Raw genomic sequence first — 8,039 nt, 5'->3', positions numbered from 1 at the left:
CACCCGCCACCCTGCGCGCCCGCCTCCTGACCGCCGCCCGCCGCCCGCGTCATCGCCCGCCGCGGGCGTGGCGACGGCCGAAGCTCCTGACAGTGCTGGCGGCGGTGTCCGCGGCGGCCGCGGCGACGCTCGGCGCGCTGGCCGTCGACGCCCACCGCGACCTCGGCGACCTGTCCGCCAGGACGGGGGAGCTGGCCGCCGTGCTGGCCGCGTCCGACGTCCGCACGGTGCGCCTGCCGGTCTCCACCGGCGGCATCGGCACCGTGGTGCTCTCCCGCCTGGCGGGACGGATGGTGTTCACCTCGTCCGGGCTACGGGACCTGCCCGGCTCCCACGACTACGAGCTGTGGCTGACGGGACCGCGAGGGGCGCGCCCCGCCGGGCTGCTCGACCGTGCGGGAGGCGGGGCGACCGTCCCCGTGGTGGCCCCGCTGGACGGCGACCGCCGGGTGGCGCTCACCGTCGAGCCCGCGGGCGGCTCCGAGAAGCCCACCACGCGCCCCATCATGGTGGGCGGCCTGCCTCCCACCTGAACAAACACCCGTTACACGGGCCGGGTGAGGCGGGCGAGCAGCACGTCGAGAGCGGCCAGCGAGCCGTCGCGGACCCTGGCGTACTCCCTCTCCGGATACTGCCGGGGCCCGTTCTCGATCAGCAGGATCAGGTAGAGGTAGGCGCGGTAGAGGTCGAGCCGGGTCAGCACGGAAGGGGTGAGCTCCAGCGGCGTCACCTCGCGGTAGCCGGCCAGCAGCGGGTCGTCCTCGCGCAGCTCGCCGAAGACGGTCGGGGTGACGAACTCGGCGATCGGATCGCCCCAGAAGGCCCGCTCGTGGTCGATGATGGCCTGGATTCTGGGCGGGCCGCTGAGGTCGAGGAAGACGTTGCCCGCCCACACGTCGAAGTGCACCAGCCGGGGTGTCGTCACCTCGCCGAGCACCGGCGACGCCGCCTCGAACACGGCCATGAGATCGGCCGCGGGGCGCGGCAGCGGGGCGGGATAACGTACGGTGTCGCCGAGCAGGGCGGCCACCATCGCCAGGAACGCCTCGCGCCACGTGGCGCCCACGATGCCCGCGTGCGGGTAGCCGAACACCTCGCCCGTCACCGCGTTGAACCTGGCCAGGTGGCGGCCCAGCTCCCTGCGCAGCGCGTCTTCGCCGTCGGGCTTGACGGCGTTCCACGACACGCCGTCGAGGGCGCTCAGCATCAGGTAGTCGCCGCCGAGCACGGGGTCGTCGAAGCCGGCCCGCAGTAGTGACGGCACGGGAACGCCCGCCTTGAGCGCGTGCTCGTACGCGGCGGCCTCCATACGCAGCAGGTTGCGTTCGTAGCTGAGCTGGTCGAGCTCGGGCGGCGGGGAGAGCTTGAGCACCACCTCGCGGCCGTCGTCGAGCGCGAGCCGCCAGACGGCGTTGGCGAAGCCGTCGGTCAGCTCGCTGGCGGACGCCACGCCCGCGCCCAGCGCGCGCCTGGCCAGCGCGTCGAGCTCGGCCGCGGATAACCGGCGCTTGGTCCTGCTGTCCATGGCAACCCCTTCCTGCCGTCAGGCGGACTCCCTGCGCACGAGATGCGTGTCGAGGATCACGACGGGCTGGCGTAGCTCCTCGCCGTTGATGCGGGCGACGAGCAGCCGGGCCATCTGCCTGCCCATGGCCTCCGTCGGCTGGTGGACGGTGGTCAGGGGCGGGTCGGCGCTGAGCGCGGCCTTGGAGTCGTCGAACCCGATCACGGCCACGTCGCCGGGGATCTCCCGTCCTTCGGCCTTGAGCACGCGCATCGCGCCCAGCGCCATCGGGTCGGACGCGGCGAAGACCGCGTCGAGCTCGGGATGCGAGCGCAGCAGCTCGGCCATCGCGACGGCCCCGCTCTGCTCGGAGAAGTCGCCGTAGGACACCAGCTCCGGCAGGCCCGAGGGCAGCAGCGCGTCGCGGTAGCCCGAGAGCCGGTCGACGCCCACGCCCATGTCCTGCGAGCCGGCGATCGCGGCGATCGCGCGGCGGCCGAGGCCCAGCAGGTGTTTGACCGCCTGCCGGGCCCCGGCCCTGTTGTCCATGTCGACGTAGCTGTAGGGGTCGAGGCCGACGGGCCGGCCACCGAGCACGGTGGGCACGCCCATCGCCTCCAGCCGGCCCGGCAGCGGATCGGCGCCGTGCAGCGACAGGAGCAGCACGCCGTCGACGTGCTGCCCCGTCAGGTAGTTCTCGAGTCGCTCGTGCTCCTCCGGCGATCTGGCCATCGCCAGGATCAGCTGCAGGCCCGTCTCGGCCAGCGCCGAGCCGATGCCGCGGATGGTGCCCGCGAAATACGGCTCGTCGAAGACGCGGAACTGCGACTCGGACACCACCAGCGCCACGGTGTCCGTGCGGCGCGTCACCAGCGCCCGCGCCGCGCGGTTGGGCACGTAGCCCAGCTCGCGGATGGCCAGCTCGACGGCCTCGCGGGCCCTGGCGCTGACGTTCGGCGAGCCGTTGATGACTCTCGACACCGTGCCCCGGCCCACGCCGGCCCGAGCCGCGACTGCCTCAAGAGTCGGTCGGTTCATGTCGCCTATTGTGCCGGATGATCTCCGAGTACCAGAGCGCGCTGTCCTTGAGCAGCCGCTCCTGTGTCTCGTAGTCCACCCGGACCAGACCGAACCGTTTGCCGTAACCCCAGGCCCACTCGAAGTTGTCCATCAGCGACCAGGCGAAGTAGCCCTCCAGGGGCACGCCCGCGTCGATGGCCTGCTTGCATGCGGCGAGGTGCGCCTCGACGTACGCCCGCCGCTCCCGGTCGTGCACGCGGCCGTCGTCGAGCACGTCGTCGAAGGCGGCGCCGTTCTCGGCGATCACCATCGGGATCGCGGGATAGTCACGTGCCACCCTGGTGAGCACCTCGACCAGGCCCGACTCGTCGATCTCCCAGTCCATAGCCGTCACCGGACGGCCGCCGTTGAGGAACGACACGTGCTCGCTGCCGACCCACGGCGACCCCGTGTCCGTGGGGGCCGCGGCCGCCGACCGGGCGCCGCCAGGGGCTCCCGAGACGGTGAAGCGACTGTAGTAGTTGACGAGCAGCACGTCGATGGGCGCGTTGATGATCTTCATGTCGCCGGGCTGGACGCAGTCCATCTCGAAGGGCAGGTCGGCCAGCACGTCCTCCGGATAGCTGCCCAGCAGCATGGCGTCCAGGAAGAACCGGTTCTGCAGGCCGTCGATGCGCCGGACCGCGTCGAGGTCCTCCGCGCTGCCGGTGGCGGGCGTGACGGGGTACAGGTTCACGCTGCCGCCGACGCGGCGGGCGCCCATCGCCTGCACGGCCAGGCCGTGCGCCAGATTGAGGTGGTGCGCGCCCCTGACCGCGTTCTCCGGTTCGCGCCTGCCGGGCGCGTGCTCGCCCGAGGCGTAACCGAGGAACGCGGCGCACCACGGCTCGTTGACGGTGCTGAACGTGTGGACGTGGTCCTTCAGCGCATCGTGCACCGTCGCCGCGTAGTCGGCGAAGCAGTAGGCGACGTCGCGGTTGGGCCAGCCGCCCCTGTCCTCCAGCTCCTGGGGCAGGTCCCAGTGGTAGAGGGTCAGCCAGGGATCGATGCCGTGCCTGCGCAGCTCGTCGGTGAGCCGCTTGTAGAAGTCGAGTCCCTTCTGGTTGACCTTGCCGGAACCGGCAGGCTGGATGCGGGGCCAGGAGACCGAGAAGCGGTAGGCCGACAGGCCGAGCTCCGCCATGATGGCGACATCGTCCTTGTAGCGGTGGTAGTGGTCGATGGCCACGTCCGCGTTGTGCCCGTTGAGCACCCGGCCCGGCTTTCTGGTGAAGGTGTCCCAGATGGACCGTCCTCGTCCGTCCTCCGCGACGGCGCCCTCGATCTGGTACGCCGAGGTCGCCGCGCCCCACGCGAAGCCCGCGGGGAAGCGCAGTCCGGTACGCGTCTGTTCCTCTTGTGTCGTCACGCCTTGACCGCACCTTCCATGAGTCCGCCGACAATCTGGCGGCCGAATGCGACGAATACCGCGATGAGCGGAATGATGGACAGTGCCGTACCTGCGAAGATCAACGAGTACTCCGTGGAATACCTCGCGTTGAGCGAGTTGATCGCGATCTGCACGGTCGGGTTGTCCTGGTTGAGCACTATCAGCGGCCACATGTAGTCGTTCCACATGAGCATGAACGTGTTGATGCCGAGCACGGCCATGCCGGGCCTGACCGCGGGCAGCACGATGTTCCACCAGATGCGCAGCGTGGAGGCGCCGTCCACCCGGGCGGCCTCCACCAGCTCCATCGGCACGGACTGCCGCGTGTACTGCGTCATCAGGAAGACGCCGAACCCGTTGAGCAGGTACGGCAGAATGACCGCCTTGAGCGTGCCCGTCCAGTCCAGGCTCACCATGACCCGGTAGAGCGGGACCACGCCCATCTGCTGCAGCGGCACCGCCATCGTCAGCAGCACGAGCAGCAGCAGCGCGTTGCGTCCCCTGAAGTTGAGGTTGGCGAAGGCGAAGCCGGCCAGCGTCGAGATGAGGATGACCGAGATGGTGACGACGCTCGCCACGATGAACGAGTTCGTCAGACCGGCCACGAACTTGGCCTCGGGGTGTTCGAGCACCGCGATGATGTTCTGGCCGAGATTCCCGCCGGGCAGGAACCTCGGCGGCGAGGCCACCGCGTCGGAGTTCGTACGCGAGGCGATGACCAGCATCCAGTACAGCGGGAACGCCGACAGGAAGATGGCCAGCCCGAGCAGGACCTTCGTGAGGACGGACGGTTTCCACATGGTCATCGTGTGCCCCCGATCCTGCGCACGAACAGGAAGTTGATCGCCGCTCCGATGAGGATCAGCAGGAACAGCAGCCAGGCGGCCGCGGAGGCGTAGCCGTAGTCGAACTCACGGAAGGCCTCCTTGTAGACGAACATGGCCACCGTCTGAAACTGGCCCTGCGACCCGCCGTCGGGGTTGCCGTTGTAGAACGTCATCGGCTCCGAGAACAGCGTCAGGCCGCCGATCGTGGAGTTCAGCACCACGAAGATCATCGTGGGGCGCAGCATCGGCAGGGTGATCTGCCAGAACTGCCGGCGCTGCGAGGCGCCGTCGATCGAGGCCGCCTCGTACAGGTCGCGCGGGATCGTCTGCATGCCGGCCAGGAAGATGATCGCGTTGTAACCGGTCCAGCGCCAGTCGACCATGGTGGCGATGGCGATCCACGACGGCACGCGCTCGGCCCGCCAGTTCGTGTTCTCCACCCCGAACATGCCGAGCAGCCAGTTGACCAGGCCCCAGTCGCGGGCGAACAACTGCGTGAACACCACCGCGACCGCGACGACCGACGTGACGAGCGGCAGCAGCACGCTCATCCGGATCGCCAGCCGGAAGCGCATGCGCTTGTTCAGGGCGTTGGCCAGGAACAACGCCAGCAACATCTGCGGGACGGTGGCGATGAGGAACATGGCCACCGTGTTCACCGTGGCCCGCCAGAAGTCGTCGTCGCCCAGCAGCGCGGTGTAGTTGCCCAGCCCGGCCCACTCCGTCGTGCCGGTCAGGTCGTAGTCGTACAGCGAGTAGTAGAGCGTGAACGCCAGCGGGAAGAGCCCGAAGGCGGCGAACAGCAGGAAATACGGGGACACCAGTGCGTACGGCATCGCCTTGATGTCGAGGCGGGAACGCCAGCGGCGGCCGGGCGGGCGGGCGCGGCGATTGTCGCTCCGCGTCGCCCGTGGAAGGGTGTCGATGCTCATTACAGACCTTTCGGCGGCAACAAGCCCGGCCCGCTCCTGGCGGGCCGGGCGCGAGAATCAGCCCGCGGCCTTCACCGCGTCGTCGACCAGCTGCTGCCAGGCCTTGTCGTACGGGACCGAGCCGTCGTCCATGCCCTGGATGACCGCCTCGGTGGCGTTCTTGACCTGGGCGTGCTTCACGCCCAGGAAGACCGGCTGGAGGCTGGCGGCGGACTTGGCGAAGATCTCACCGATGGGCGCGTCGTTGAAGTACTCGTTCTTCGCGCCCTGCACCGCCGGGTCCTGCTGGGCCTTGGTGTTGCTCGGCATGTTGCCGAAGTCGGTGAAGACGCTCGCCTGGGTCTTCGCCTGCGTCAGGTAGTCGGCGACCATGGCCGCTTCCTTCGGGTGCTTGGACTGCTTGGGCACGGCCAGCCAGGAGCCGCCCCAGTTGCCGCCGCCGCCGGGCACCGCGGCCACGTCCCACTTGCCCTTGCCCTCGTCGCCGGCGTTGCCGCTGACCGCGCCCAGCATCCACGACGGGCAGCCCAGCGTGGCGAACGCGCCCTTCTGGGTGCCCGTCGCCCACTCGTCGGAGAAGTTGCGCAGCTTCGCCGTCAGGCCATCCTTGCTCAGCTTCTCGACGAAGTCGAAAGCCGTCCTGACCGCCGGGTTCTTGTCGATGATCAGGTTGTTGCCCTTGTCGAAGTAGGACACGTTGCCGTTCTTGGCCGCCTCCTGATACAGCACCACCTGGTACAACGTGTTGGTGCCGTCGGCCCACTTGGTGTCCTTGACCTTCGACTGGAACCGCTTGCCGACCTCGAGGTACTCCTCCCACGTGGGCCACAGCGCGCTGACCTCGTCACGGTCGGTCGGCAGCCCCGCCTTCTCGAACAGGTCCTTGCGATAGCAGAGGCTCATGCCGCCGATGTCGGTGCCAAGGCCGAACAGCTTGCCGTCGGCCGTCACGCCGTTCTCCCACTTCCACGGCAGGTAGTCGGCCTTGCGCGACTCCAGACCGTGCTCCTTCAGGTCGGCCCACCACTCGGTGCGCGCCTTGGCGAGGCCCATGCCGCCCTCGTCGATGCCGATGACGTCGCCCGCGCCGCTGCCGGCCTGCAACCACTGGATCATCTGCGGCCAGTACTGCTGCTCGAACTGGTCGGTCAGGTTCTCGTGCCGGATCTGGATGTCCTTGTGCTCGGCGTTCCACTTCTCGACGGCGTTCTTGTAGCCGAAGTTGCTGCCGCCGCCGAACGTCTGCAGGCGGATGGTGACCGGCTCCGACGCGGTGGAGGGCGCGTCGGAGCTGCAGGAGGCCACGGCGAGCGCGGCCGCCGCCAGGACCGAGGCCACGGCGAGACCGCCGCGACGTTTTCTGATCATCATGGTGGGCCCCTTCTCGGGTGAATGTGCGGGAGATGCACCGCGGCCTTGCGTTCCACCGCGGTGGGATGTTTGGGAGCGCTCCCACAAAGGGTGCACTTGCCCGATCTGTGCGTCAATCCCGCGAAACGTAACCGTTACCAACGGTGTGGTTTATCACTGAACAATCGGATTTGTAGGGGTAAACTTCGCAAAGGGCTGCTTGGGAGCGCTCCCACCACAAGAGGCATCTTTTGTGTCGCATCAAGGGCATGTCACGCGCACGTACTCGCCTGAGGCCGGCGCCGGGCACCGCCGTGCACCCCGCGGACCGCTCAGCCCAAAGCGCCACCCGACCGGCCGGGACAGCCGCCCGGCCAGCTCGGCGCCCTGCGGGACCTCGAAGGGGATCTGCTTGGCGGCGAGGGTACGCTTGGCCCGCACGATCCGCTGGGCGACCGTGGACTCCGTGACGAGGAACACCCTGGCGATCTCGCTGTAGGAGATCTGGGCCCCGTACGAGCTCGGGTAGAGCCCTTCGGCCGCCAGCAGAACCCCCGCCTTGACCAGCGACTCGTTGAAGGCGTGCATGTTGTCGACGAGCTCCTGGCCGGGCAGCTCCCCGGCCCCGCCATGGTGACGGCCGAGCTCGCCGGACATCGCGAGCCGCCGGGGCGGGCCGCCCTCATCGCGCTGCTCGCCCGCGGCATGGGCATGCAGAGCGCGTCCGTACGCGAGCTGTCCGTGCTCGACATGAACACGAACGTCCTGACGACCACCCTCACCGCGCTCTTGCCGAAGGTCCGGGACGAGACGCACTGCGCCGATCCGCCGGCATCGCCGCCATGTTCGCGGGGGCGTTGGGGGCGCCACGCTGCACGTCACCACCGGTCCGGTGCCCGCGCTCGCCGCCGCCACGGTCGGCGAGCCACCGCAGCCCTCCCCTCCCCCGCCCTCCCCGGCCGGCCGGTCAGGCGTCT

8 protein-coding genes and 1 pseudogene are annotated in these 8,039 nt (G+C 69.4%); 2 read left to right on the top strand and 7 right to left on the bottom strand.

Going from position 1 to position 8,039, the window contains the following annotated elements:
- Nucleotides 1–533: anti-sigma factor (locus E1267_RS41010; RefSeq protein WP_132341285.1), on the top strand; the 533-nt coding region annotated here is incomplete at its 5' end.
- 11 nt (nt 534–544) lie between these two features.
- Here the strand turns inward: E1267_RS41010 and E1267_RS41005 are convergent.
- From E1267_RS41005 to E1267_RS46030, 7 genes and pseudogenes are all read right to left on the bottom strand, one after another.
- On the bottom strand, nt 545–1,525 hold the full coding sequence (locus E1267_RS41005) for a phosphotransferase family protein (protein WP_132341283.1): 981 nt from the start codon (nt 1,523–1,525) through the stop codon (nt 545–547).
- Between the two features lie 18 nt (nt 1,526–1,543).
- The gene (locus tag E1267_RS41000; RefSeq protein ID WP_132341281.1) at nt 1,544–2,542 is read right to left on the bottom strand and encodes a LacI family DNA-binding transcriptional regulator; all 999 of its coding nucleotides are present in this window, start codon (nt 2,540–2,542) and stop codon (nt 1,544–1,546) included.
- Nucleotides 2,523–3,932 carry a GH1 family beta-glucosidase gene (locus E1267_RS40995; RefSeq protein ID WP_132341279.1) on the bottom strand — a complete coding sequence of 470 codons (1,410 nt, stop codon included), beginning with the start codon at nt 3,930–3,932 and terminating at the stop codon, nt 2,523–2,525. The genes E1267_RS41000 and E1267_RS40995 overlap by 20 nt, the downstream gene beginning before the upstream one ends.
- Nucleotides 3,929–4,759 (bottom strand): carbohydrate ABC transporter permease, encoded by an 831-nt coding sequence (locus E1267_RS40990; protein ID WP_132341277.1) that lies wholly within the window; start codon nt 4,757–4,759, stop codon nt 3,929–3,931. Before E1267_RS40990 ends, E1267_RS40995 begins: the two co-directional genes overlap by 4 nt.
- Nucleotides 4,756–5,712 carry a carbohydrate ABC transporter permease gene (locus E1267_RS40985; protein WP_132341275.1) on the bottom strand — a complete coding sequence of 319 codons (957 nt, stop codon included), beginning with the start codon at nt 5,710–5,712 and terminating at the stop codon, nt 4,756–4,758. Before E1267_RS40985 ends, E1267_RS40990 begins: the two co-directional genes overlap by 4 nt.
- 57 nt (nt 5,713–5,769) lie before the next feature.
- Nucleotides 5,770–7,083, bottom strand: coding sequence for an ABC transporter substrate-binding protein (locus E1267_RS40980; RefSeq protein WP_132341273.1), 1,314 nt, complete (start codon nt 7,081–7,083; stop codon nt 5,770–5,772).
- Between the two features lie 339 nt (nt 7,084–7,422).
- Nucleotides 7,423–7,566: pseudogene (locus E1267_RS46030) on the bottom strand (sigma factor-like helix-turn-helix DNA-binding protein); the annotation flags it as partial.
- Nucleotides 7,567–7,644: 78 nt separating this feature from the next.
- Here E1267_RS46030 and E1267_RS46025 point away from each other — a divergent pair.
- Nucleotides 7,645–8,039 (top strand): DUF1275 family protein (locus tag E1267_RS46025; RefSeq protein WP_220449919.1); only part of this gene is annotated, 395 nt, incomplete at its 3' end.

Origin of the sequence: Nonomuraea longispora, assembly GCF_004348345.1 — a bacterium.
Taxonomy (GTDB): Bacteria; Actinomycetota; Actinomycetes; order Streptosporangiales; family Streptosporangiaceae; genus Nonomuraea; species Nonomuraea longispora.
Note: the sequence above shows the minus strand (reverse complement) of the source record. Positions and strands in the feature narration are given on the sequence as shown.

Bases quoted from the DNA above. Each gene is read 5' to 3' on its own strand.
- E1267_RS41005 (WP_132341283.1), bottom strand. From the start codon at position 1,525: ATGGACAGCAGGACCAAGCGCCGGTTATCCGCGGCCGAGCTCGACGCG.
- E1267_RS41000 (WP_132341281.1), bottom strand. From the start codon at position 2,542: ATGAACCGACCGACTCTTGAGGCAGTCGCGGCTCGGGCCGGCGTGGGC.
- E1267_RS40990 (WP_132341277.1), bottom strand. From the start codon at position 4,759: ATGACCATGTGGAAACCGTCCGTCCTCACGAAGGTCCTGCTCGGGCTG.
- E1267_RS40985 (WP_132341275.1), bottom strand. From the start codon at position 5,712: ATGAGCATCGACACCCTTCCACGGGCGACGCGGAGCGACAATCGCCGC.
- E1267_RS40980 (WP_132341273.1), bottom strand. From the start codon at position 7,083: ATGATGATCAGAAAACGTCGCGGCGGTCTCGCCGTGGCCTCGGTCCTG.